General features: G+C 55.7%; 18 protein-coding genes. 4 read left to right on the forward strand and 14 right to left on the reverse strand.

What is annotated here, in order from left to right:
* Positions 1-43: 43 nt before the first annotated feature.
* The 4 genes from cysC to cysG are packed head-to-tail and all read right to left on the reverse strand — an operon-like array spanning position 44 to position 4,359.
* The gene (gene cysC, locus ACOTYN_RS03565) at positions 44-649 is read right to left on the reverse strand and encodes an adenylyl-sulfate kinase (RefSeq protein ID WP_023331188.1); all 606 of its coding nucleotides are present in this window, start codon (positions 647-649) and stop codon (positions 44-46) included.
* On the reverse strand, positions 649-2,073 hold the full coding sequence (gene cysN, locus ACOTYN_RS03570) for a sulfate adenylyltransferase subunit CysN (protein ID WP_014885033.1): 1,425 nt from the start codon (positions 2,071-2,073) through the stop codon (positions 649-651). The genes cysC and cysN overlap by 1 nt, the downstream gene beginning before the upstream one ends.
* 9 nt (positions 2,074-2,082) lie before the next feature.
* Positions 2,083-2,991: a sulfate adenylyltransferase subunit CysD gene (cysD, locus tag ACOTYN_RS03575; RefSeq protein WP_071922941.1), complete on the reverse strand. Its 909-nt coding sequence runs from the start codon at positions 2,989-2,991 to the stop codon at positions 2,083-2,085.
* Between the two features lie 9 nt (positions 2,992-3,000).
* Entirely contained in the window at positions 3,001-4,359 is a 1,359-nt protein-coding gene (cysG, locus tag ACOTYN_RS03580) for a siroheme synthase CysG (protein ID WP_071922940.1), read from the reverse strand.
* Positions 4,360-4,596: 237 nt separating this feature from the next.
* Between cysG and ACOTYN_RS03585 the strand changes: the two genes are divergently transcribed.
* Positions 4,597-5,640, forward strand: coding sequence for an aminopeptidase (locus ACOTYN_RS03585; protein WP_014885035.1), 1,044 nt, complete (start codon positions 4,597-4,599; stop codon positions 5,638-5,640).
* A 71-nt stretch (positions 5,641-5,711) separates the two neighbouring features.
* Here the strand turns inward: ACOTYN_RS03585 and cysH are convergent, their stop codons facing one another.
* The 3 genes from cysH to cysJ are packed head-to-tail and all read right to left on the reverse strand — an operon-like array spanning position 5,712 to position 9,979.
* On the reverse strand, positions 5,712-6,446 hold the full coding sequence (gene cysH, locus ACOTYN_RS03590) for a phosphoadenosine phosphosulfate reductase (protein ID WP_071922939.1): 735 nt from the start codon (positions 6,444-6,446) through the stop codon (positions 5,712-5,714).
* Between the two features lie 15 nt (positions 6,447-6,461).
* Complete coding sequence (gene cysI, locus ACOTYN_RS03595) at positions 6,462-8,174, reverse strand: assimilatory sulfite reductase (NADPH) hemoprotein subunit (protein ID WP_014885037.1); 1,713 nt, start codon at positions 8,172-8,174, stop codon at positions 6,462-6,464.
* Positions 8,174-9,979 (reverse strand): NADPH-dependent assimilatory sulfite reductase flavoprotein subunit, encoded by a 1,806-nt coding sequence (gene cysJ / locus ACOTYN_RS03600; RefSeq protein ID WP_332956426.1) that lies wholly within the window; start codon positions 9,977-9,979, stop codon positions 8,174-8,176. Before cysJ ends, cysI begins: the two co-directional genes overlap by 1 nt.
* A 306-nt stretch (positions 9,980-10,285) precedes the next feature.
* On the opposite strand from cysJ, the gene queD reads away from it, so the two are divergent.
* Positions 10,286-10,648 (forward strand): 6-carboxytetrahydropterin synthase QueD, encoded by a 363-nt coding sequence (gene queD, locus ACOTYN_RS03605; protein ID WP_014885039.1) that lies wholly within the window; start codon positions 10,286-10,288, stop codon positions 10,646-10,648.
* A gap of 29 nt (positions 10,649-10,677) precedes the next feature.
* Here queD and queE read toward each other — a convergent pair whose 3' ends face one another.
* The 3 genes from queE to ACOTYN_RS03620 are packed head-to-tail and all read right to left on the reverse strand — an operon-like array spanning position 10,678 to position 13,670.
* Complete coding sequence (queE, locus tag ACOTYN_RS03610; RefSeq protein WP_014885040.1) at positions 10,678-11,349, reverse strand: 7-carboxy-7-deazaguanine synthase QueE; 672 nt, start codon at positions 11,347-11,349, stop codon at positions 10,678-10,680.
* A 54-nt stretch (positions 11,350-11,403) separates the two neighbouring features.
* A complete protein-coding gene (locus tag ACOTYN_RS03615; protein ID WP_014885041.1) occupies positions 11,404-12,111 on the reverse strand; it encodes an N-acetylmannosamine-6-phosphate 2-epimerase in 708 nt (235 codons plus the stop codon).
* Complete coding sequence (locus tag ACOTYN_RS03620; protein WP_014885042.1) at positions 12,111-13,670, reverse strand: maltose/glucose-specific PTS transporter subunit IIC; 1,560 nt, start codon at positions 13,668-13,670, stop codon at positions 12,111-12,113. Before ACOTYN_RS03620 ends, ACOTYN_RS03615 begins: the two co-directional genes overlap by 1 nt.
* A 165-nt stretch (positions 13,671-13,835) precedes the next feature.
* Between ACOTYN_RS03620 and ACOTYN_RS03625 the strand changes: the two genes are divergently transcribed.
* Entirely contained in the window at positions 13,836-14,660 is an 825-nt protein-coding gene (locus tag ACOTYN_RS03625) for a MurR/RpiR family transcriptional regulator (RefSeq protein WP_045134133.1), read from the forward strand.
* Between the two features lie 358 nt (positions 14,661-15,018).
* Complete coding sequence (locus ACOTYN_RS03630) at positions 15,019-16,128, forward strand: SDR family oxidoreductase (protein WP_332956424.1); 1,110 nt, start codon at positions 15,019-15,021, stop codon at positions 16,126-16,128.
* 52 nt (positions 16,129-16,180) lie between these two features.
* Here the strand turns inward: ACOTYN_RS03630 and eno are convergent, their stop codons facing one another.
* From eno to relA, 4 genes are all read right to left on the reverse strand, one after another.
* Entirely contained in the window at positions 16,181-17,479 is a 1,299-nt protein-coding gene (gene eno / locus ACOTYN_RS03635) for a phosphopyruvate hydratase (RefSeq protein ID WP_014885045.1), read from the reverse strand.
* 82 nt (positions 17,480-17,561) lie between these two features.
* Positions 17,562-19,199, reverse strand: a complete 1,638-nt coding sequence (gene pyrG, locus ACOTYN_RS03640; protein WP_014885046.1) for a glutamine hydrolyzing CTP synthase — start codon at positions 19,197-19,199, stop codon at positions 17,562-17,564.
* Positions 19,200-19,422: 223 nt separating this feature from the next.
* Complete coding sequence (gene mazG, locus ACOTYN_RS03645) at positions 19,423-20,214, reverse strand: nucleoside triphosphate pyrophosphohydrolase (RefSeq protein ID WP_014885047.1); 792 nt, start codon at positions 20,212-20,214, stop codon at positions 19,423-19,425.
* Positions 20,215-20,280: 66 nt separating this feature from the next.
* Positions 20,281-22,512 (reverse strand): GTP diphosphokinase, encoded by a 2,232-nt coding sequence (relA, locus tag ACOTYN_RS03650; RefSeq protein ID WP_071922934.1) that lies wholly within the window; start codon positions 22,510-22,512, stop codon positions 20,281-20,283.
* Positions 22,513-22,544 lie beyond the last annotated feature (32 nt).

A 22,544-nucleotide genomic window follows, 5' to 3' on the forward strand; every position in this document is an offset into this window, starting at 1 on the left:
CGTGACTCATCGTTCGGAAAGACAGCTCCCGAACGATACCGCCTCAGGATCTGATAATATCGTCCCGTCTGAGCAGGTCTAATAATTGGCTTACTAAATTTGTTACCAATTGTTGACCTTCCAGGTGAATCTCAGGCGATTCAGGCGCTTCGTAAACCGCGTCAATTCCTGTGAAGTTGCGCAGTTCGCCGGCACGCGCTTTTTTGTACAGCCCTTTCGGGTCGCGAGCTTCGCAGACCGCCAGTGGCGTATCGACAAACACTTCGATAAAGCGATCCGGCCCCACGCGCTCACGCACCATCTGGCGCTCAGCACGATGCGGCGAGATAAACGCCGTTAACACCACCAGCCCGGCATCCGCCATCAGGCTGGCGACTTCTCCCACCCGGCGAATATTCTCTTTGCGGTCGTCGTCGCTGAAGCCTAAATCGCTGCACAGACCATGACGGACATTATCCCCGTCCAGCAGGTAGGTGCTCACGCCCCTCTGATGCAGCGCCTCTTCCAGCGCGCCCGCTACCGTGGATTTACCGGAGCCAGACAGCCCGGTAAACCACAGCACAACCCCACGATGTCCGTGGAGTTGCTCACGCTGCGCGACGGTGACCGGATGAGGATGCCAGACGACGTTCTCATCATGTGCGGCCATTATTTGCCTCCCAGCAGATCGCGGGCGCCCCAGTGCGGGAAGTGCTTACGCACCAGCGCGTTCAGCTCCAGTTCGAAGGCGCTGAATTCAGAGGCGACGGTCGCCTGCTCGTTTGGCTCACGAACCATCCCCGCGCCAACGGTGACGTTAGTCAGACGGTCGATAAAGATCAGGCCGCCCGTTACCGGGTTCTGCTGATACGGATCCAGCACCAGCGGCTCATCGAAAGTCAGATCCACCAGGCCAATACCGTTCAGCGGCAGCTCGCTCACGTCACGCTGGGTGAGATTGTTGATGTCCACCTGGAACTGAATGCCGTCCACGCGGGCGCGCGTTTTCTTGCCCGCAATTTTGATGTCGTAGCTCTGGCCTGCGGTCAGCGGCTGTTCCGCCATCCAGACCACATCCACAGACGCGCCCTGCACGGCTGCCAGCGTTTCCTGCGCGTCGACCAGCAGGTCGCCCCGGCTGATATCAATCTCGTCTTTCAGCACCAGGGTGACCGCCTCCCCTGCCCCGGCTTCCTGCAGGTCGCCGTCGAACGTCACGATGCGCGCGATTGCCGATTCGACGCCGGAGGGCAGCACTTTGACACGTTGGCCCACCTTCACGGAGCCGGAGGCAATCGTGCCGGAGAAGCCGCGGAAATCGAGATTTGGACGGTTAACGTACTGCACCGGGAAGCGCATCGGCTGGGTATCAACCACGCGCTGAATTTCAACGGTCTCCAGCACTTCCAGCAGCGTCGGGCCGCTGTACCACGGCATATTCGCGCTCTGGGAGGCGACGTTATCGCCTTCCAGCGCGGAAAGCGGCACGAAGCGGATATCCAGATTACCCGGCAGCTGTTCGGCAAAGGTCAGGTAACTCTGGCGGATCTCCTCAAATTTCTCTTCGCTGAAGTTCACCAGATCCATCTTGTTGACCGCCACGACCAGGTGTTTGATCCCCAACAGCGTGGAGATAAAGCTGTGACGACGGGTTTGATCCAGCACGCCTTTACGGGCGTCGATCAGCAGGATCGCCAGGTCGCAGGTCGACGCGCCGGTCGCCATATTACGGGTATACTGCTCGTGCCCCGGGGTGTCGGCGATAATAAATTTGCGCTTCTCCGTTGAGAAATAGCGATAGGCCACGTCAATGGTGATGCCCTGCTCGCGCTCCGCCTGCAAACCATCCACCAGCAGCGCCAGGTCGAGTTTTTCACCCTGGGTACCATGACGTTTGCTGTCGTTGTGCAGAGAAGAGAGCTGATCTTCGTATATCTGGCGTGTATCGTGCAACAGGCGACCAATCAGGGTACTTTTCCCGTCATCCACGCTGCCGCAGGTCAGAAAACGCAGCAGACTTTTGTGTTGTTGCGCGTGCAGATACGCTTCCACGCCGCCTTCGTTGGCAATTTGTTGAGCAATAGTGGTGTTCATGGCGGCTCCTTAGAAATAACCCTGACGTTTCTTCAGCTCCATGGAGCCTGCCTGGTCGCGGTCAATCACGCGCCCCTGTCGCTCACTGGTGGTCGACACCAGCATCTCTTCAATGATCTCCGGCAGCGTCTGCGCGTTGGATTCCACCGCGCCGGTCAGCGGCCAGCAGCCGAGGGTACGGAAACGCACCATCTGTTTTTTGATGACTTCGCCCGGCTGCAGGTCGATGCGATCGTCGTCGATCATCATCAGCATGCCGTCGCGCTCGAGCACCGGACGCTCAGCCGCCAGATACAGCGGAACGATCTCGATATTTTCCAGATAGATGTACTGCCAGATATCCAGCTCGGTCCAGTTGGAGAGCGGGAAAACGCGGATGCTTTCGCCTTTGTTGATCTGGCCGTTGTAGTTGTGCCACAGCTCCGGGCGCTGATTTTTCGGATCCCAGCGGTGGAAACGATCGCGGAAAGAGTAGATACGCTCTTTAGCACGAGACTTCTCTTCGTCACGGCGCGCGCCGCCGAAGGCGGCATCAAAGCAGTATTTGTTCAGCGCCTGCTTCAGCCCTTCGGTTTTCATGATATCCGTGTGTTTGGCGCTGCCGTGCACGAAGGGGTTAATGCCCATCGCCACCCCTTCCGGGTTTTTATGCACCAGCAGCTCGCAGCCGTAAGCTTTTGCGGTACGGTCGCGGAATTCGTACATTTCTCGGAATTTCCAGCCGGTATCGACGTGCAGCAGCGGGAACGGCAACGTACCCGGATAAAACGCTTTACGCGCCAGATGCAGCATGACGCTGGAATCTTTACCGATGGAGTACATCATCACCGGGTTAGAAAATTCGGCTGCCACTTCGCGGATAATATGGATACTTTCCGCTTCGAGCTGCCGCAGGTGAGTAAGTCGTTTTTGGTCCATAACCGTTCCTTAAGCCAGATTCACCACAGAGGAACCAAACCCCTCTGAGTCTGTAGTATGTTGAAACCAGGCGAGCGTACTGTGCAGCTGTACCACTTCCCCCACCACGATCAGGGCGGGCATCGGGGCATCTTTCGCCAGGTCTGCAAGTTCGAGTAATGTGCCGATAGCAACATGCTGATCGACGCGGGTGCCACGAGAAATCACGGCAACGGGCGTCGTTGCCTCGCGACCGTGCTGAATCAGCTGTTCGCTGATGTCTGCGGCTTTCATCGTGCCCATGTATATCGCCAGCGTTTGCCGGCTCTGGGCGAGATGCGACCAGTCAAACGGCGTGCTGTCGGCCTTGTAGTGCCCGGTCACAAACGTGACGCTCTGCGCATAATCGCGATGGGTCAGCGGAATACCGGCATAGGCCGTTACTGCTGATGCCGCCGTAATGCCAGGCACCACCTGGAACGGCACGCCCGCTTCGGCTGCCGCCTGCAACTCTTCTCCGCCGCGTCCGAAGATAAACGGATCGCCCCCTTTCAGACGCACCACGGTTTTGCCCGCTTTAGCGGCAGCAATCAGCATCTGATTGGTGTCGTGCTGCGGCACAGAGTGCTCGCCTGCCCGTTTGCCGACGCAGATCTGCTCCGCGTCGCGACGGATCAGCTCGCGTACGCCGTCGGTGACCAGATGGTCGTAGAACACCACGTCCGCGTCCTGCAGCACCTGAAGGCCACGCAGCGTCAGAAGCCCGGCATCGCCCGGCCCCGCGCCCACCAGAATGATCTCCCCGTTCGTACTGCCAGGGTTGTCCAGTTCGTCTTCGAGAATTTTCTGCGCCGCCGTCTCATTGCCGGCCTGCATCAGGCTGGCAAAGCGGCCGCGAAACACCCGCTCCCAGAAGCGACGACGTTCCGCCACGCTGGTCAGCCGGGTCTTCAGATGGTTACGCCAGTAGCTGGCTGTCTCCGCCATGCGCCCGAGGCTTGTCGGCAGCAGTGCTTCGATTTTTTCCCGCAGCACGCGCGCCAGCACCGGAGCAGTACCGCCGGAGGAGATCGCCACCAGAAGCGGCGAACGGTCAACGATCGACGGGAAGATAAACGAGCATAACGGCTGGTCGTCCACCACGTTCACCAGGCGGTAACGGGCCTGAGCGGCGTCGGAAACACGACGGTTCAGGTCGCGATCTTCGGTCGCCGCTATTACCAGCACTACGCTGTCGATTTGTGATTCGTCAAAATCCGCTTCTGCCACTACCCGCACCTGCGCCCCCGCACGTTGCAAAAACGCGATTTTGCGATCGGCAATTTCACCCGTGCCAACAACCAGCACCGGTTTCTCTTTAATCGCGGCAAATAAGGGCAGATAGTCCACAGGCAACAACTCACTAACAACGAGGAATAGAGGGACTATAGGGGGCGGCTTAGACCGAATGAAATTACGAATTGGAATGAGTAGTTACTCAATGGAATAACGATGTGAAAAAGTTAATATCAAAAAGTGCTTAACACGCGAATTTTCGGGCATTTAAGAGCAATTCAAATTGTGTATGGGCGATCACAGTTTCATACTAGGCCAGTTAAAATTTTGCTCTGTTTTTAAGGACTCACTATGTTTTCCGCAACGCGCCACTGTGTTGCTGCCCTGGCGCTAGGCGTTTGCTTTATTCTTCCGGCTCAGGCAAAAAATCAACCCTATGGTGAAATCGCCACTCAGCAGGCGCGGCATATTGCCACCGTTTTCCCTGGCCGCATGACCGGTTCACCTGCGGAAATGCTCTCTGCTGACTATATTCGCCAGCAATTTGCTGATATGGGTTACCAGAGCGATATCCGGTCGTTTCACAGCCGCTATATCTATACCTCGCGCAATAAAACACAAAACTGGCACAACGTGACCGGCAGTACGGTTATTGCGGCTCACGAAGGTCGCGCGGCGGAACAGATTATTATCATGGCGCATCTCGATACTTACGCACCGCTCAGCGATGCCGACACCGATAACAACCTCGGCGGGCTGACGCTGCAGGGCATGGACGATAACGCAGCGGGTCTTGGCGTGATGCTCGAACTGGCCGAGCGAATGAAGAACATTCCGACGCAATATGGCATTCGTTTCGTTGCCACCAGCGGTGAAGAGGAGGGTAAGCTCGGCGCTGAGAATCTCCTTAAACGCATGAGCGCTGAAGAGAAGAAAAATACGCTGCTGGTAATTAACCTCGATAACCTGATTGTCGGCGATAAACTGTATTTCAACAGCGGGCAGAGTACACCGGGTAGCGTGCGTAAACTGACGCGTGACCGGGCGCTCGCCATTGCCCGCAGCCACGGGGTGTATGCCGCCAGCAACCCGGGCGGCAATCCAAATTATCCGCGAGGAACGGGCTGCTGCAACGACGGCGAAGTGTTCGATAAAGCGGGCATTCCGGTCCTGTACGTGGAAGCAACCAACTGGGCGCTGGGGAAAAAAGATGGCTACCAGCAACGGGGAAAATCGAAAGCCTTCCCGGACGGGACAAGCTGGCATAACGTGATGCTGGATAATCAGCAGCATATTGATAGCGCCCTGCCGCAGCGCATTGAACACCGCAGCCGGGACGTGGTGAAAGTGATGCTGCCGCTGGTGAAGGAGCTGGCGAAGGCGGGGAAAGGTTGAAGTTTTTAAGTATAGCGCGGCCTGATGCCCTCACCCCAACCCTCTCCCACAGGGAGAGGGCGGTTAAGGAATTACCCTTCGTGCAACCCGCACTCGCGCTTCAGCCCAAAGAATCGCGTCTCTTCTTCCGCCATTCCCGGTTCCCATTTGCGCGTGGTGTGGGTGTCTCCAACTGACAGGTAGCCCTGGTCCCACAGCGGATGGTACTTCAGCCCGTGTTTTTGCAGGTACTGGTACACCGTCCTGTTATCCCAGTCGATAATCGGCAGCACCTTAAAGACTCCGCGCTGGACTGCCAGCACCGGCAGCGTGGCACGGCTGCCGGATTGCTCACGGCGCAACCCTGCAAACCACGTCTGCGCGTTAAGCTCTTTCAGTGCCCGGTTCATCGGCTCGACTTTGTTGATCTCATTGTATTTCTCAATGCCCTCAACGCCCTGCTCCCACAGCTTGCCGTAGCGTGCTTCCTGCCAGGCCGCGCTTTCCGTCGCGCGGTAGATTTTCAGGTTCAGCCTGAGCTTGTCCGTCAGCTCGTCAATAAAATGGTAGGTTTCCGGGAACAGGTAGCCGGTGTCGGTGAGGATTACCGGAATGTCCGGACGGATCTGATTCACCAGATGCAAACTCACCGCCGCCTGAATACCAAAGCTCGACGAAAGCACATAGTCTCCCGGCAGGTTTTCCAGCGCCCAGGCCACGCGCCCTTCGGCGTCGAGCTTTTCCAGTTGGGCGTTGGTTTCTGCCAGTGCCAGAATGCGTTCGACTTTTGGCAGTTCGTTAAGGGCGTTTAGATCGAGTACGGACATAATTACCTCTCGTGGTTACTCCCAGAAATCCCTTGCGGGATCGAGCACCGGGCGAATGATGCCCGCACGCACCGTAAAGTCGCCGAAGCCTTCACCCGCTTCGCGCTCTTTCGCCCAGCGCCCGACAAGCTCATCGATGGAATCAAGGATTTCCGGCTCGGTGATGTTCTCGCGGAACATACGCGGAATACGTGTGCCGATACGGTTACCGCCCAGATGCAGGTTATAGCGACCCGGCGCTTTCCCCACCAGCCCCAGCTCGGCCAGCATCGCGCGGCCGCAGCCGTTCGGGCAGCCGGTCACTCGCATAACAATATGCTCGTCCGGAATGCCGTGTTTTTCCAGAATCGCTTCCACTTTGTCAGTAAATGACGGCAGGAAACGTTCCGCTTCGGCCATCGCCAGCGGACAGGTCGGGAACGACACGCAGGCCATGGAGTTTTCACGCTGCGGTTTGACCGCATCCATCAACCCATGATCGCGCGCCAGCGTCTCGATCTTCGCCTTCTGGCTCTCCGGCACGCCGGCAATGATCAGGTTCTGGTTAGCGGTAATGCGGAACTCGCCTTTGTGGATCTTCGCAATTTCCAGCAGACCGGTTTTCAGCGGACGGCCCGGATAATCCAGAATTCGACCATTTTCGATAAACAGCGTCAGATGCCATTTATTGTCGATACCTTTCACCCAGCCAATACGATCCCCGCGACCGGTGAATTCGTAAGGACGGACTGGCTCAAATTTGATCCCCGCGCGCCGCTCCACTTCCGCTTTGAACGTCTCCACCCCCACGCGCTCGAGGGTGTATTTGGTCTTCGCGTTTTTACGGTCGGTACGGTTACCCCAGTCGCGCTGGGTCGTGACCACGGCTTCCGCCACCGCCAGCGTGTGCTCCAGCGGCAGGAAGCCGAACTCGCTCGCGGTGCGGGCGTAGGTTTTCTTGTTACCGTGCTCAATGGACAGGCCCCCGCCCACCAGCAGGTTAAAGCCGACCAGCTTGCCGTTTTCGGCAATCGCCACGAAGTTCATGTCGTTGGCGTGCAGGTCAATATCGTTCTGCGGCGGGATCACGACCGTGGTTTTGAACTTACGCGGCAGATAGGTCTGGCCGAGAATCGGTTCTTCATCGGTGGTCGCGACTTTCTCCTGATCGAGCCAAATCTCTGCATAGGCGCGGGTGCGCGGCAGCAGATGCTCAGAGATCTTCTTCGCCCACTCATACGCTTCGGCATGCAGCTCAGACTCGTACGGGTTCGACGTGCAAAGCACGTTACGGTTCATGTCGTTGGCAGTAGCCAGTGCGTCCAGCCCAACGGAGTGCAGCATCTGGTGCACCGGCTTCACGTTCTTCTTCAGAATACCGTGGAACTGGAAGGTCTGACGGTTGGTCAGGCGGATGCTGCCGTAGATCGTGTTTTCGCCAGCGAATTTATCAATCGCCTGCCACTGTTTGGTGGTGATGACCCCACCCGGCAGACGGCAGCGCAGCAGCATCGCATGACGCGGCTCCAGCTTCTGTTCGGCACGCTCAGCGCGAATATCGCGGTCGTCCTGCTGGTACATACCGTGGAAACGGATCAGCAGGAAGTTGTCACCTTTAAAACCGCCGGTGAGACCGTCATTCAAATCTTCAGCAATGGTGCCGCGCAGGTAGTTGCTTTCCAGCTTCATGCGCTCGGCGTCTGTCAGTTTACCTTCGACCACCAGTGGCCCTGGATGTTTTTCGCTCATTAGTAGACATCTCGCTGATAACGGCGCTCAACGCGCAGCTCACTTAAAAATTCATCCGCCGTTTCGGCATCCATACCACCGAATTCGGCAATCACTTCCAGCAGTGCCTGCTCAACGTCTTTCGCCATGCGATTGGCGTCGCCGCAGACATAAATGTGGGCACCGTCATTGATCCAGCGCCACAGCTCTGCGCCCTGTTCGCGCAGTTTGTCTTGTACGTAGACTTTTTCTTTCTGGTCGCGGGACCAGGCCAGATCGATACGGGTCAGCACGCCCTCTTTGACGTAACGCTGCCACTCAACCTGGTAGAGGAAATCTTCGGTAAAGTGCGGGTTACCGAAGAACAGCCAGTTTTTGCCTGCCGCGTCGTCCGCCGCACGTTGCTGCATAAAGGCGCGGAACGGCGCAATACCGGTGCCTGGACCAATCATGATCACCGGGGTTTCCGGGTTTGCCGGCAGACGGAAGTTGTCGTTGTGCTCGATAAAGACGCGCACTTCACCCTCTTCTTCCACGCGGTCCGCCAGGAAACTTGATGCCCCACCCGCACGGGCGCGGCCTTCGATGTTATAACGCACCACGCCCACGGTGATATGCACTTCGCTCTCCACCTCTGCCTGAGAAGAGGCGATGGAGTAGAGGCGCGGGGTCAATGGACGCAGCAGCCCGACCACTGCATCGGCATCCAGCTGCGCCGGAGAGAAGCGCACCATATCGACAATCGGCGTCGTCGCGGCGTAATGCTGCAGTTTCGCTTTGTCGCCCACCAGCGGCAGCAGCGATTCACTGCGCGTTAAGGTGGCGTAATTTTCGACGATGTTCGGAGTGTTGACCGTCAGTTCGAAATGCCACTGCAGCGCATCAGAAAGCGACTGGGTTTTGCCGTCAACGGTGACAGGCTCATCACCTTTCAGCCACAGCAGCTCAACCAGCTCTTTCACCAGCGCCGGATCGTTCTGATACCAGACGCCCAGCGCATCGCCAGGCTGATAACGCAGGCCAGAGTCACCGAGATCGATTTCGATATGACGCACGTCTTTTTCCGAGTCGCGGCCAGTGATTTTCTGGTTCACCGACAGGCTTGCCGCCAGCGGTGCTTCTTTCGTGTAAGGGCTGGTATGGATATCGTTGACGACGCCCGCTGAGGTCAATGCGGCCTGCGCCGGCGTCTCTTTCGGCACGCGCGCTTTCAGCACCTCAACGATGCGCGCGCGCCATTCGGCGGCGGCAGTCTGGTATTCCACATCCGCGTCGACGCGGTCCAGCAGGCGCTCTGCGCCGAGCTCCGCCAGCTTACTGTCGAAGTCTTTACCGGACTGACAGAAGAATTCATAGGAGGTATCGCCCAGACCAAACACGGCAAACGCCGTGCCATCCAGTTTTGGGGCTTTTTTCGAGAACAGAAACTTATGCAGCGCTACCGCTTCTTCAGCGGGTTCACCTTCGCCCTGGGTAGAGGCGACCACCACCAGCAGCTTTTCTGACGCGATTTGCTTAAATTTATAATCGCCGGCGTTGACCAGGTTCACGTTCAGTTTGGCGGCCAGCAGGTCGTCACGCAACGCTTCGGCCACGCGGCGGGCGTTGCCCGTCTGCGAGGCGGAAATCAGCGTAATAGCGGGAATTTCCACAGCCGTTGCCGGTGCGCCCGCGACAGCGCCAGGCTGCTGATTGAGCATTCCCCAGAAATAACCGGAGACCCAGGCAAGCTGAGTGGGAGAAAAATCAGAGGTGGCAGCCTGAAGGCGCGCCAGTTGCTCCGGGTTCAGGGGAAGCAAATTTGATGGTGGGGCCTGTGTTGTCATGCGTCGTTATGTTCCAGTAGCCAAGCGGACTTTAAGCGAATAAATCCAAACTGAAGATAAGGTTAACGGCGAGGATAATAACAATTAAAGAAGGGATGGAAATAATAAATAACCAAATGGACTAACCTGTTTTAGTTATCGTTCTTAGCGATAAAACAGGTTAACTAACTCATTGAAAATAAATAGTTAAAAACCAAAAAAGCACCTTACCACCATGGCTGCGCCTTCAGAGCCGTTTTAGTTAATGCTAAAAATTGTGCTTTCCGGTACTATGCGGCGGTTTTTTCCGCATTACTGAGAGCGATCATGTCCACCACACTGTTTAAAGATTTCACCTTCGAAGCCGCCCACCACCTTCCGCATGTTCCTGAAGGGCATAAATGTGGCCGTCTGCATGGGCATTCGTTTATGGTGCGTCTTGAGATCACCGGTGAAGTTGATCCGCATACCGGTTGGATCATGGATTTTGCCGAACTGAAGGCCGCGTTTAAACCGACCTACGACCGTCTGGATCACTACTATCTGAATGAGATCCCGGGCCTTGAAAACCCGACCAGCGAAGTGCTGGCAAAATGGATTTGGGATCAGATGAAGCCGCTGGTACCACTGCTGAGCGCGGTGATGATCAAAGAGACCTGCACGGCAGGCTGCGTGTATCGCGGAGAGTAAAAAAATAGCCCGGCAAAACCGGGCTTTTTTTAGGCTATATTCAGGTACTTGTGCGTCTGCATCGACAGGCGCCAGTTACGCGCGATGCAGGTTTCAATACACAGACGCGTCGCATCTTCTTTCTGGCTGATAGGCTGCAGGGCAATCACCCGCTGCTTTTCATCCGTCAGCGTCGCCAGCAGTTCGTCCAGCGCTTCGATATCGCGCACGCGCCCTACCGGGTGCTTAATCTCATCCGCGCGTTCCAGCGCCTGAGAGAGCACGTCATACCCGCCGCGCATATTCACTTTTGGCGAAACCGTCACCCAGGTAGAGTGAGAGCAGCGCACTTCGTGGGTGCCGCTGGTTTCAATCTGGCAGCTGTAGCCGTTCTTTTCGAGCAGCTCGGTCAGCGGAGTCAGATCGTGGATACAGGGTTCACCGCCGGTGATCACCACATGGCGCGCCGTCCAGCCCTGACGACCAATAATCGCCAGCAGATCTTCTGAACTGCCCGCGCCCCACTTATCGCTCTCTTTGGTTTTCGCCAGAATGCTAAACAGCGACACTTCCCGATCTGCGAGCTTATCCCACGTATGTTTGGTATCACACCAGGCACAGCCAACCGGGCATCCCTGTAAACGAATAAAGATAGCGGGAACACCGGTAAAGTAACCCTCGCCTTGCAGGGTCTGGAACATCTCGTTAATCGGGTACTGCATAGTCATCTCAGTTAAGGGGATAAACGATAAGTATCGCAGATCCCCGCCGGATGGTCATGCTCCATCGGTGCTTTGCGCGCTAATCGCCGCCATAAACCGTTCGGTAATTTGCTGTGGACGGGTGATCGCGCCGCCGACGACGACCGTGTGCGCCCCCAGCGCCAGGCACCGGGCCGCGCGTTCAGGCGTATCCACGTTCCCTTCGGCAACCACGGGAACCGTCACGGCCGCCAGCACGGCCTTCAGGAACGCGCAGTCGTTCTCCGGAAGCAAATGGCCCGCCGTTTCCGCCGTATAGCCGTAAAGCGTCGTGCCGACGCAGTCAAAGCCCAGCGCCTGCGCCGTCACGGCTTCGTCCACGGTGGAAATATCCGCCATCAGCAGTACCGAGGGGTAGCGCGAGCGGATGCGCATGACCAGCGTTTCCAGGGATTCCCCACCGGGACGCTCCCTGGCCGTGGCATCAAGGGCTATGATTTCCGGAGCGACGGCCATGAGCTCATCCACCTCTTTCATCGTGGCGGTGATAAACACTTCGCTTTCCGGGTAATCCCGTTTGATGATGCCGATGACAGGCAAAGAGACCTGCTGCTTAATGGCCTCGATATCCACCACGCTGTTGGCACGAATGGCAGCGGCCCCGCCCTGCGCCGCCGCCAGCGCCATCCGCGACATAATAAACGGGCTATGCAGCGGTTCATTCTCCAGCGCCTGACAGGAGACGACCAGTTTTCCCTTCAGGTTATCCAGTACAGTTTTCATTACGATAAAATCTCTTCCACTTCGTTTTTGATAATGGTGACGTGCGGGCCATAAATGACCTGAACCCCGTTACCGCGCACGATAACGCCGCGCGCGCCGGTCGCTTTCAGCGCCGCGTCATCCACCTTGCTGCCGTCTTTGACCGTGACGCGAAGGCGCGTGGCGCAGCAGTCCACCTCGTCCAGATTGTCTTTTCCACCTAATCCGGCGATCACCGCCGCAGCACGCTCGCTTTGCGGCAGACTCACTTCATCAACCATCGCCGTCTTTTCACGGCCCGGCGTGGCGAAATCAAAACGGTTAATCAGGTAGCGGAAGGTGAAGTAGTAAAGGAAGAACCACGGCACGCCGACCAGCGGAACGAACATCCAGTTGGTTTTGGCCTCCCCCTGCAAAATACCGAACAGCACGAAGTCGATAAAACCGCCGGAGAAGGTTTGCCCGATGGTGATATGCAGCATATGTGCAAGCATGAACGCCAGCCCGTCAAACAGCGCATGGATGACGTAAAGCACCGGCGCAATAAACAGGAAGGAGAACTCGATGGGCTCGGTAATGCCCGTCAGGAAAGAGGTTAACGCCGCAGAGAGCAGCAGCCCGGCAACCCGCTTTTTGTTCTCGGGTTTTGCCGTGTGGTACATCGCCAGACACGCGCCGAGCAGGCCAAACATCATCGTAATAAAGCGCCCGGACATGAAGCGCGACGTGCCTTCATAAAACTGACGCGTCGTCGGGTCAGCCAGTTGGGCAAAGAAGATACGCTGCGTACCCTCCACCAGATGACCATTGACGATCTCGCTGCCGCCAAGGGCCGTGGTCCAGAACGGAAGATAGAAGATGTGGTGCAACCCGAACGGGCCCAGCATGCGTAAAATGAAGCCGTACAGCAGGGTGCCCAGATAACCAGTGGCGTCTACCAGCCCGCCCAGACCAAAGATCAGTTTCTGGAAATGCGGCCAGACCACGGTCATCAGCGCGCCGACGAGTATCGCCGCCAGCGAGCTGATAATCGGGACAAAGCGCGAGCCGCCAAAGAAGCCCAGGAACTGCGGAAGGGCAATTTTATTAAACCGGTGATGCAACGCGCAGGTCACGAGACCAATCACTACGCCGCCAAATACACCCGTTTCCAGCGTCTGAATCCCCAGCGTCATCCCCTGCCCCACGGCCCCCGGGTTTTCCTGCGCCAGTTTGCCGGTGAGGATCAGCAGCGCGTTGATGGTGGCGTTCATCACCAGAAACGCCAGTAACGCCGCCAGCCCTGCCGTGCCTTTATCACTTTTTGCCAGCCCAACGGCCACCCCAACCGCAAACAGCACCGAGAGGTTCGCAAATACGATGGAACCTGCACTGCTCATGATGGTGAAAACCGCCTGCAGCCAGCCCACATCTAAAAACGGATAGGCCGTTAGCGTATTGGGATTCGACAACGCGCCGCCTATCCCAAGCAGCAGACCCGCCGCAGGCAACACGGCGATGGGCAACATAAACGATTTGCCGAAGCGCTGCGCTTTTTCAAACCATCCCCCCGAAGAGGCTCCACTGAACATTTGCATCATTTTTTCATCCCCTCATTTATTGATGAAAATTTTTACCATATAAATATTTAATAGTGAAAATTATCATCAAAAACCAGGAGACCGATCATACTTTTTCAAAATGACTGGCATCTTTCCCCCGCTTTCCGTCACACTAGTCACAGAGAAACGCATTAAGGACCTGGCATGTCGGACCATGAAAATCTGCTGCTGAAGCTCCGCCAGGAGGCTTCCGGGTACAGCCCAACACAACAAAAACTCGGCGAGTTTGTCCTCAGCGATCCCGCCCGAGTGCTCTACCTGACGATCACGGAACTGGCGCGCGAGAGTCACACCAGCGAGGCCAGCGTGACGCGTCTTTGCCGGACGCTGGGCTGCAAGGGTTATAACGAATTCAAAATGGCGCTGGCGCTGGATATTCAGCAGGGTCAGCCCGCGCGAGAGGCCGGGGATGAAATTGATAACGTGGTGGATGAGTCAATCCTGGCTCTGCAGGATACCGCCAGGCTCCTGGACCGGGCGCTGCTTGAAAAAGCCGCACTGGCACTGCATCAGGCGCACTCCGTGCAGATCTATGGCGTCGCGGCCAGCGCAATCCTCGGTGAGTATCTGCATTACAAGTTATTAAGGCTGGGTAAACCCGCACAGTTATTTAGCGACATGCACCGCGCAGCCATGAATGCGGCAACGCTCTCGGCTGAAACGCTGGTCGTGGCTATCTCCAGTTCCGGTTCTACGCGGGATTTACTTCATGTGGTGAAACTGGCCCGCAAGCGCGGCGTAAAGGTTCTGGCGCTCAGCAACACGCCACGTAGCCCGCTGGCTTCCCTGAGTGATATGCAACTGGTAGCCGCCAAGCCAGAAGGCCCGCTTAGCGCTGGCGCGCTCAATGCAAAGGTGGGTGTCATGCTGCTGGTCGAATTGCTGACCACCTCTCTTATTACGCTGGACAACCATTACGCGGATGTTAGCCAGCAAACAGCCAGCGCTACGCTTCCTTTGCTGCTCTGAAAATATTACGCAGGCTACATAAACTAGCCTGCTTTTAAGTTACTCAATTTCCCTTAAGCAAAATTTAATTTATTTTCCAGAGAAATGTTTGGTGTAACAAAATATTTTATTTATTACATTTTCAATGCTGTAACCACCCTATCCCTGAAGCATAAAAATCAATACAAATCATAAAGTTGAAATATAATATACTTATAAATTGAATTTTTCACCTTTCCGCAATGTCCAATATCTCCACCTGATTTCCTTTCCTTAAAATAAGCTTAAGACGCAGCCTGTTTCGGCGATTTATTATTTAAATGCCGTTTACTTTTGCGCGCCTACAATCCGCCTCATCAATCATAATGAGACGGTATTAATGAAGATGTTATTGATTACAGGCGTGACCGGTTTCCTGGGCGGTGCAGTACTTGAAAAAATCCTGACGAGCGATCAATCCGTGAAACTCCTTTTGCTTGCCCGCGCCGGCGATCCGCAAAGCGGGCTGGAGCGCGTGCAGGAGAACATGCGTAAGTTCAACGTTTCTGAGGAGAAACTGGCTTCCCTGAGCGTGGAGAATATTCTCATTGGCGACCTCAGCCAGCCGGAGGCCTTTCTGAACGATCCGCGACTGAACCAGGTCACGCATGTGGTTAACTGCGCAGCTGTCGCCTCATTTGGAAACAACCCGCTTATCTGGAAGGTAAACGTCGACGGTACCCTTGCGCTGGCACGCCGCATGGAACAGGTCACTGGACTGCAGCGTTTCCTGCACGTAGGCACCGCAATGTCATGCACCCCGGAGCAGGATTCACTGGTCGCGGAAAGTGCTGAATTTAGAGAAAATGCTGAACATCTGGTGGAATACACTTATTCGAAGTCAACCATTGAAAAGCTGATGCGTCAGGCGTGCCCGGACCTGCCGCTTCTTATCGCCCGCCCCTCCATCGTCGTCGGCCATACCCGTCACGGCTGCACGCCGTCGAGCAGCATCTTCTGGGTCTTCAGTATGGGCCTGATGCTGCAAAAGTTTATGTGTTCAATGGAAGACCGGATCGACGTAGTGCCGGTGGATTATTGCGCCGACGCGCTGTTAATGCTGCTCGGCAGCAACGCGCGTCCGGGTGAGGTGGTGCATATTTCTGCCGGGGAAGAAAACAGCGTTCGCTTTGCAGACATCGATCAGGCGATGGCGCAGGCGCTGGAGAAAGCGCCCGTCGGTGATAAGTATGCGCAGGTCAGCTACGAAACGCTGGTCAGAATGCGCCGCGAGCTGAAAACGATTTTTGGTCCATGCAACGAACGCCTGATGCTGAGAGCGATGCGCTTATTCGGCGCCTTTGCCACGCTGAACGTGCGCTTCAGCAACGATAAGCTGCTCAGCATGGGAATGCCGAAACCCCCGCGTTTTACGGATTATATCGCCCGCTGCGTCCAGACCACCCGGGGATTGACCATCCCGGAGCAAATGGCGGTCGATTTTAAATAGCCAAAAAAAATGCCAGTCTTTCGACTGGCATTTTCATTTAAGGCTTAAGCAATTATGCCTGGCCTTTGATCTCTTTACGACCGTTGTATGGTGCTTTTTCGCCCAGCGCTTCTTCGATACGAATCAGCTGGTTGTATTTAGCAACACGGTCAGAACGGCTCATAGAACCGGTTTTGATCTGGCCTGCAGCGGTACCCACTGCCAGGTCAGCAATGGTTGCATCTTCAGTTTCACCAGAACGGTGAGAGATGACAGCGGTGTAGCCAGCGTCTTTCGCCATTTTGATCGCAGCCAGGGTTTCGGTCAGAGAACCGATCTGGTTGAATTTGATCAGGATGGAGTTAACGATGCCTTTCTCGATGCCTTCTTTCAGGATCTTGGTGTTGGTTACGAACAGATCATCACCAACCAGCTGGATTTTGTCGCCCAGTACTTTGGTCTGGTATGCGAAACCATCCCAGTCAGACTCGTCCAGACCGTCTTCGATAGAGACGATTGGGTACTGTTTGGTCAGGTCTTCCAGGAAGTGAGTGAACTCTTCGGAGGTGAACGCTTTGTTGCCTTCGCCAGCCAGAACGTATTTACCGTCTTTGTAGAATTCAGATGCTGCACAGTCCATCGCCAGGGTGATGTCTTTGCCCAGCTCGTAGCCAGCAGCTTTTACTGCTTCTGCGATAACAGCCAGAGCTTCTGCGTTAGAACCCAGGTTTGGCGCATAGCCACCTTCGTCACCTACAGCCGTGTTCATACCTTTAGCTTTCAGAACTTTAGCCAGGTTGTGGAACACTTCAGAACCCATACGTACCGCTTCTTTCAGGGATTTCGCGCCAACTGGCTGAATCATGAATTCCTGAATATCAACGTTGTTGTCTGCGTGCTCACCACCGTTGATGATGTTCATCATTGGTACAGGCATGGAGTATTTGCCTGGGGTGCCGTTCAGTTCAGCGATGTGCTCGAACAGTGGCATACCTTTAGCAGCCGCTGCTGCTTTGGCGTTCGCCAGGGAAACCGCCAGGATTGCGTTCGCACCGAAGTTAGATTTGTTTTCAGTACCGTCCAGATCGATCATGATCTTGTCGATGCCAGCCTGGTCTTTAGCGTCTTTGCCAATGATGGCCTGAGCAATAGGACCGTTTACAGCGCCAACCGCTTTCAGTACGCCTTTGCCCATGAAACGGGATTTGTCGCCATCGCGCAGTTCCAGCGCTTCGCGGGAACCCGTAGAAGCACCTGATGGAGCAGCTGCCATACCGACGAAACCACCTTCCAGATGAACTTCAGCTTCAACGGTCGGGTTACCACGGGAGTCGATGATTTCACGACCGATGACTTTAACGATTTTGGACATTAGATTTTCCTCAGTACAAGTTAAACTAAAACTCCAGACAAACAACGCGTACCAAAGGTACGCGTTGCCGTTCTAACTTTTTTTACTTCGCCTGACGCTTCTGGTACTCGCTGGCGGCTTTCACGAAGCCTGCAAACAGCGGATGCCCGTCACGCGGCGTTGAAGTAAATTCCGGGTGGAACTGGCAGGCAACAAACCATGGATGGTTTGGCACTTCAATGATCTCGACTAACTGATCATCCCCGGAGCGGCCCGCAACGCGCAGGCCCGCAGCTTCAATTTGTTTCAACAGCATGTTGTTGACTTCATAGCGGTGACGATGGCGCTCGGTGATGACCGATTCGCCATACAGCTTGCGAACCACGCTATCGTCGGACAGTTGGCAGGCCTGTGCGCCAAGACGCATTGTGCCACCCAGATCGCTCTTCTCGGTACGGACTTCGACGTTACCGTCTTCGTCGCGCCATTCCGTAATCAGCGCCACTACAGGGTACTTACAGTCTGGCACAAATTCCGTAGAGTTCGCGTTTTCCATTCCCGCTACGTTGCGCGCAAATTCGATCAGCGCAACCTGCATACCCAGGCAGATGCCGAGGTAAGGAATATTGTTTTCACGCGCATAGCGTGCAGTGGCGATCTTGCCTTCAACACCGCGGTAGCCAAAGCCGCCAGGGATGAGAATCGCATCCAGATCTTTCAGAATTTCCACGCCACGCGTTTCAACATCCTGCGAATCGATCAGCTTGATGTTCACGGAGACGCGGTTCTTCAGACCACCGTGTTTCAGCGCTTCGATAACTGACTTATAGGCATCCGGCAGTTCAATGTACTTGCCGACCATACCGATAGTCACTTCGCCCGCCGGATTGGCTTCTTCATAGATAACCTGTTCCCATTCAGACAGGTTAGCTTCCGGACAGTTCAAGCTGAATCGTTTACAAATATAATCGTCCAGGCCCTGCGATTTCAACAGGCCCGGGATTTTATAAATGGAATCGACATCTTTCATTGAAATAACGGCTTTTTCAGGCACGTTACAGAACAATGCAATTTTCGCACGTTCGTTCGCCGGGATAGCGCGATCGGAACGGCAAACCAGGATGTCAGGCTGAATACCGATGGAGAGCAGCTCTTTAACAGAGTGCTGAGTCGGTTTGGTTTTCACTTCACCTGCAGCCGCCATGTAAGGCACCAGCGTCAGGTGCATGAACAGCGCATGCTCACGACCAATATCTACCGCCAGCTGACGAATCGCTTCGAGGAACGGCAGGGATTCGATATCCCCTACGGTACCGCCGATTTCAACCAGCACAACGTCATGCCCTTCGCCACCGGCAAGGACACGCTCTTTGATGGCGTTAGTGATGTGTGGGATAACCTGAACGGTCGCGCCCAGGTAGTCACCGCGGCGCTCTTTACGCAGAACGTCGGAGTAGATGCGGCCAGTCGTAAAGTTGTTACGACGGGTCATTTTGGTACGAATGAAACGCTCGTAGTGGCCAAGATCCAGATCGGTTTCAGCGCCGTCTTCAGTAACGAACACTTCCCCGTGCTGGGTTGGGCTCATGGTGCCAGGATCGACGTTGATGTACGGATCCAGTTTCATCATGGTCACATTGAGGCCACGGGCTTCAAGAATGGCTGCGAGGGAGGCTGCGGCAATGCCTTTACCCAGAGAGGATACGACCCCGCCGGTCACAAAAATATAGTTCGTTGTCATGCTGAACCTGAGAAGTTAGGGTGAAACGATGGAATAACCAGGACGGGAAAGTAGTATACCCGAACACGGCGAGCGCCACAAACTTTCATTCTCCGTCTCCATTCCAGGCCATGACAAACATAAGGAGTGAGAAAATAGCCCCTTTTGGGTAAATGTTTTTGACGCAAATCAAGCGCTTGTCATTTAAAAAATCACACAAATTGCGCTTGATCGCAAAATTCCGTTAGAGATCAGATTCCTGGCGTTTTACTTCCTGCCAGACTTCTTCCATCGCCTGGAGGTCAATTCCGGTCATTTCCAGGCCGCGCGAGGCGACAATCCGCTCCACTTCACGAAAACGACGTTCGAATTTCAGATTGGCTTTTTGCAATGCGGTTTCCGCTTTTACACCTAAATGGCGCGAAAGGTTGACGGTCGCAAACAACAGATCGCCCATCTCTTCCTCAAGCTTTGCTTCATCCACCACCGCCTGCTGTGCTTCGTGCATAACCTCGTCGATCTCTTCATGCACTTTATCCAGCACCGGTCCCAGAGAGTCCCAGTCAAAACCGACGGCGGAACAACGCTTTTGAATTTTATGCGCGCGCATCAGCGCAGGCAGACTCAGAGGAATATCGTCCAGCGCCGAATGCTGGGATTTTTCAGCACGCTCGGCGCTTTTTATCTGCTCCCAGCGGGCCAGTACTTCCGCGCTGTTGCCTGCGGTGGCATCGCCAAAGATATGCGGGTGACGGCGCTCAAGCTTGTCGCTGATAGCGGCGCAGATATCATCAAAGTTAAAGCGCCCTTCTTCCTGCGCCATCTGGGCGTAGAACACCACCTGGAACAGCAGGTCGCCGAGTTCACCACGCAGGTCGTCAAAATCCTCGCGAGAAATGGCGTCCAGCACCTCGTAGGTCTCTTCAAGCGTGTACGGGGCGATGGTGGAGAAAGTCTGCTCTTTGTCCCACGGGCAGCCGTTTTCCGGATCGCGCAGGCGTTTCATGATGCCGAGCAGGCGGTCGATTTGAGTCATAGTGTTTTCCATCAAAAAACAAGCCGGGTGGCGGCAAAGCCTTACCCGGCCTACAGAAGAGTGTATTTACCCGCCGTGCAGACGACGCGCGTCAATCACATCCGGCACCTGGTTCAGTTTGCCGAGCACGCGACCCAGCACCTGCAGGTTGTAGATTTCGATGGTCATATCGATGGTGGCAAGCTGCTCGCGGGTATCGCTGCGGCTGGCAACACCCAGCACGTTGACCTTCTCGTTGGCGAGAATGGTGGTGATATCGCGCAGCAGGCCGCTGCGGTCATTGGCGGTAACACGCACCACCAGCGAGTAGCCGGCGGAGTAGCTCTCCCCCCAGACCGCTTCCACGATGCGCTCCGGCGCATGGGACTGCAGCTCGGCAAGCTGGTCACAGTCGGAACGGTGGATCGAGATCCCGCGCCCCTGGGTGATAAAGCCGACGATGTCGTCGCCCGGAATTGGCTGACAGCAGCGGGCAATGTGGTGCATCAGATTGCCCACTCCCTCGACCACTACCCGGCCATTGTCTTTACTGCGCTGCTGCGGGGCGTAGGTTTTCTGCTGCAGCTGCTTCAGCGCCGCCGCGTCCTGCTCTTCCGCGCTTGGCTTATTGAACTGCGCCTGCAGGAAGTTAACCATCTGATTGAGACGAATATCGCCGCCGCCAATTGCCGCTAACAGTTCGTCAAGCTCGTTGAAGTTGTAGCGCGGCAGCAGGAATTTCTCGGCCTCTTTCAGGCTGATCCCGATATGTTCCAGTTCGTCGTCAAGGATCTGACGACCGGCAAGGATATTTTTGTCTCGATCCTGCTTGCGGAACCAGGCGTGAATTTTTGAGCGTCCGCGGCTGGTGGTGACGTACCCCAGGTTCGGATTAAGCCAGTCCCGGCTCGGGTTAGGCTGCTTCTGGGTGATGATTTCAATCTGATCGCCCATCTGCAACTGGTAAGTGAACGGGACGATGCGCCCGCCGATTTTCGCCCCGATACAGCGGTGCCCCACGTCACTGTGGATGTGGTAGGCAAAATCAAGCGGCGTTGAACCGGCTGGCAGGTCGACCACATCCCCTTTCGGGGTAAAGACGTAGACCCGGTCATCAAAGACCTGGCTGCGGACTTCGTCGAGCATTTCGCCCGAGTCGGCCATCTCTTCCTGCCACGCAATCAGCTTGCGCAGCCAGGCGATGCGATCCTCGTGACCAGAACGCGCCCCGCCCGACGTTCCCTCTTTGTATTTCCAGTGCGCGGCAACGCCCAGCTCGGCATCTTCGTGCATCTGTTTGGTGCGGATCTGAATTTCGACCGTTTTGCCGCCAGGGCCAAGCACCACGGTGTGAATGGACTGATAACCGTTAGGTTTAGGGTTAGCCACATAGTCATCAAACTCATCCGGCAGATGGCGGAAGTGAGTGTGGACGATCCCCAGCGCGGCGTAGCAGTCCTGCAGACGTTCCGCCACGATACGCACGGCACGCACGTCAAACAGCTCGTCAAAGGCGAGGTGTTTCTTCTGCATTTTGCGCCAGATGCTGTAGATGTGCTTAGGTCGCCCGTAGACTTCGGCGCGCACGTTCTCTTCTTTCATCGCCTGGCGCAAGCCGCCGACAAACTCCTCGATATAGTGCTCGCGGTCAATGCGGCGTTCATGCAGAAGTTTGGCAATGCGCTTATATTCCGCCGGGTGCAGATAACGGAAGCAGTAATCTTCCAGCTCCCATTTGAGCTGACCGATACCTAACCGGTTCGCCAGCGGCGCATAGATGTTTGTACACTCTTTGGCGGCCAGCACGCGCTCGTCTTCCGGCGCATCCTTCACCTCACGCAGGTGGGCAATACGCTCGGCCAGTTTGATGACCACACAGCGAAAATCATCCACCATGGCCAGCAGCATCCGGCGGACATTATCGACCTGCTCAGAGGAGACGGAATCGGTGTGCGCGGCTTTAAGCTGGCGGATAGCCGCCATATCGCGCACGCCGTGGATCAGCGCGACGACGGATTGTCCGACGCTCTCACGCAGCACGTCTTCCGTCACGACGTTCGCATCGGCGAGAGGAAACAGCAACGCGGCCTGCAGCGTTTCAATATCCATGTTCAGCATGGATAAGATTTCAACCATCTCCACGCCGCGCCACAAAAGGAGATCGGCATCCGGATGACCCTGTGTGGTGCGAAGACAGTAGGCCCAGGTTTCGGTTAAGCGTTCACACGACTGCTGGCTGGAAATTCCCAGACTTGCGATCCATTTTTGTGGGTCAAACTCCCCAGCTTTATTGAGATGTGCACTTCTTACCGCAACCATTGTCCTCTCCTTTAGGGACCAGGGCCTGTCGA

Origin of the sequence: Enterobacter cloacae complex sp. IR5458 (assembly GCF_049238025.1) — a bacterium.
GTDB classification, from domain to species: domain Bacteria; phylum Pseudomonadota; class Gammaproteobacteria; order Enterobacterales; family Enterobacteriaceae; genus Enterobacter; species Enterobacter kobei.

Coding starts and splice junctions, on each gene's coding strand:
- cysC (WP_023331188.1), bottom strand. CDS start 649: ATGGCCGCACATGATGAGAACGTCGTCTGGCATCCTCATCCGGTCACC.
- cysN (WP_014885033.1), bottom strand. CDS start 2,073: ATGAACACCACTATTGCTCAACAAATTGCCAACGAAGGCGGCGTGGAA.
- cysD (WP_071922941.1), bottom strand. CDS start 2,991: ATGGACCAAAAACGACTTACTCACCTGCGGCAGCTCGAAGCGGAAAGT.
- ACOTYN_RS03585 (WP_014885035.1), top strand. CDS start 4,597: ATGTTTTCCGCAACGCGCCACTGTGTTGCTGCCCTGGCGCTAGGCGTT.
- cysH (WP_071922939.1), bottom strand. CDS start 6,446: ATGTCCGTACTCGATCTAAACGCCCTTAACGAACTGCCAAAAGTCGAA.
- cysI (WP_014885037.1), bottom strand. CDS start 8,174: ATGAGCGAAAAACATCCAGGGCCACTGGTGGTCGAAGGTAAACTGACA.
- cysJ (WP_332956426.1), bottom strand. CDS start 9,979: ATGACAACACAGGCCCCACCATCAAATTTGCTTCCCCTGAACCCGGAG.
- queD (WP_014885039.1), top strand. CDS start 10,286: ATGTCCACCACACTGTTTAAAGATTTCACCTTCGAAGCCGCCCACCAC.
- queE (WP_014885040.1), bottom strand. CDS start 11,349: ATGCAGTACCCGATTAACGAGATGTTCCAGACCCTGCAAGGCGAGGGT.
- ACOTYN_RS03615 (WP_014885041.1), bottom strand. CDS start 12,111: ATGAAAACTGTACTGGATAACCTGAAGGGAAAACTGGTCGTCTCCTGT.
- ACOTYN_RS03620 (WP_014885042.1), bottom strand. CDS start 13,670: ATGATGCAAATGTTCAGTGGAGCCTCTTCGGGGGGATGGTTTGAAAAA.
- ACOTYN_RS03625 (WP_045134133.1), top strand. CDS start 13,836: ATGTCGGACCATGAAAATCTGCTGCTGAAGCTCCGCCAGGAGGCTTCC.
- ACOTYN_RS03630 (WP_332956424.1), top strand. CDS start 15,019: ATGAAGATGTTATTGATTACAGGCGTGACCGGTTTCCTGGGCGGTGCA.
- eno (WP_014885045.1), bottom strand. CDS start 17,479: ATGTCCAAAATCGTTAAAGTCATCGGTCGTGAAATCATCGACTCCCGT.
- pyrG (WP_014885046.1), bottom strand. CDS start 19,199: ATGACAACGAACTATATTTTTGTGACCGGCGGGGTCGTATCCTCTCTG.
- mazG (WP_014885047.1), bottom strand. CDS start 20,214: ATGACTCAAATCGACCGCCTGCTCGGCATCATGAAACGCCTGCGCGAT.
- relA (WP_071922934.1), bottom strand. CDS start 22,512: ATGGTTGCGGTAAGAAGTGCACATCTCAATAAAGCTGGGGAGTTTGAC.